The organism is Streptomyces flavofungini (assembly GCF_041028215.1).
Taxonomy (GTDB): domain Bacteria; phylum Actinomycetota; class Actinomycetes; order Streptomycetales; family Streptomycetaceae; genus Streptomyces; species Streptomyces flavofungini_B.
This window is the reverse complement of the sequence record NZ_JASKYR010001151.1, coordinates 1-1,751: the sequence shown is the minus strand read 5'-3', so window position 1 is coordinate 1,751 and position 1,751 is coordinate 1. Positions and strand designations below refer to the sequence as shown.

2 pseudogenes are annotated in these 1,751 nt (G+C 72.5%); both read right to left on the bottom strand.

Annotation, left to right across the window (positions count from 1 at the left end):
- Positions 1–740: pseudogene (locus tag AB8Z36_RS39265) on the bottom strand (hypothetical protein); the annotation flags it as partial.
- A 399-nt stretch (positions 741–1,139) separates the two neighbouring features.
- Positions 1,140–1,412 (bottom strand): annotated as a pseudogene (locus AB8Z36_RS39260) (hypothetical protein); the annotation flags it as partial.
- Positions 1,413–1,751 lie beyond the last annotated feature (339 nt).

The following is a 1,751-nucleotide window of genomic DNA, read 5'->3' as shown; positions in this document are numbered from 1 at the left end:
GTGGGCGCGGGCCACTGCGGCGCGGCGGTCGGAGCCGCGGGCTGGTAGGTGGGCGGCAATGGCGGCAGCCCGTTCTGCGGCGCGACCGGCGGCGTGGCCCAGGCAGCGGGAACGGAGTCCTGCACCCCGTCGTTGTCCTGGGGCTCCGCAAGGGGCTCCGCAAGGGGCTCGGCAACGGGCTCGGCCTCGGCAACGGGCCCGGCAACAGGCTCGGGCTGACCCTCGGCGGCGGAACGCTCCTCGATCTCCCGCTTCAGGGCACGCGCGGAGAACCGCATGGTGGCCCCGCTCTCAAGGTCACCACCCCCCACCAGACTGCCGGGGTCAGGAGCGGGAGCGGGATCAGGGGCGGGAGCGGGAGCAGGGACAGGCGACGGCTCCGTCTCGGCGACGGACGGAGTCTCCTCAGCGGCGGCATCGCCGCCCTCCGACTGCTCCGGCCCCTCCGCCCCTACCTCTACCTCTGCCGCTTCTTCCTGGTCCTCGGCCTGGTTCTCGGCTTGGTCCTCGGCCTGGTCCTTGGCCCCGGCCAGCGCGTCGACCTCGTTCTTCGGCACGACACCGGTCACGTGTACGGAGGCGGCGGGCCCGGCAAGGGCGGAGCCCCAGTCGGTGGCGCCACCGCCGGAGGCGACGGACGAGCCCTCCTCCTTGACGTCCTCCTCCTCGACGTCCCGCTCCTCGACATCCTGCTTCTCGACACCCTCGTCCTGGGTCGCAGGCTGGAACCCACTCCCCACGGGCAGCTTCGGCACCGAGCCGGAAGAGCCGGAAGAGCCGGAAGAGCCGGACGACTCCGTGTCGGCGCCGATCGGCGGCACCGGCCCGGTGGGCGGAGCCAACGGAGCGGGCGGCATGGCGAACGACGGCACGGGAGCCGGTGCCGGGGGCGCCACGGGAGGCGGCTCGGGAGCCGCCTCAGGCGCCTCAGGCGCCGCGGGAGCAGTCTCGGCCGCAGGCGGATCGAACGAGGGCGGATCGAAAGAAGGAGGAGTGGAGACGGGCGGAGCAGAGGCTGGTGGAGTAGAGACCGGCGGAGTGGAGACCGGCGGCGCCGAAGGCGACTCCCCGGCACTGCCGGAAGCGTTCTGCGTGTACCAGGCGGGCGGCGCGTAGTCGATGGTGAACTCGCCCGTCGTCTCGGCAGCGGACTCCGCGTCGGACTGATCATCGACGGGTGAGTCCCAGCCCCCGCGGATCTCGTCCCGATCGCTGTTCACAATGCCTCCTGATGTGGTCGAGCACCCTCGTGCCGTGGTGGGGGGCGACCGTTCGTGTCGTCCGATCCGCCTGGCTCTCCCCGTTGAGGACGCGCACGGCCCACTCGTGGGTTCTTGTGTCGCGCCTTGTCCCAGCCTAATCACCAAAACCACGGGCACGGCAGGGCCGTCGGCCCCACCGGTGCTGTCCATGGGGTCACGCCCCGCCCAGGGGCGTTCCACGTACCGAGGCAGTACCGGACGAAACCCCAACGACCCGGACAGCACTGCCTATTTGACCGGGGATCCGTGCGGGACCCGGCATCCCGGATGGGCGAACGGCAAGGGCGCGCCCCGCGCACCGGCCGGAGTCCCAGCGCTCGTACACACGAGACATGCGAGACATGCGAGATGGGCGAGCCGCGCGAGCTGTACGAGCCGTCCAGCGCCCACCGCGCGGCCAGGCCTCCGCCCGCGCTCCGCCTACCGCCGCGGGCCACATCCACCACGGCGGGGCACATCCACCACGGCGGGCCACACCCACCACGTACC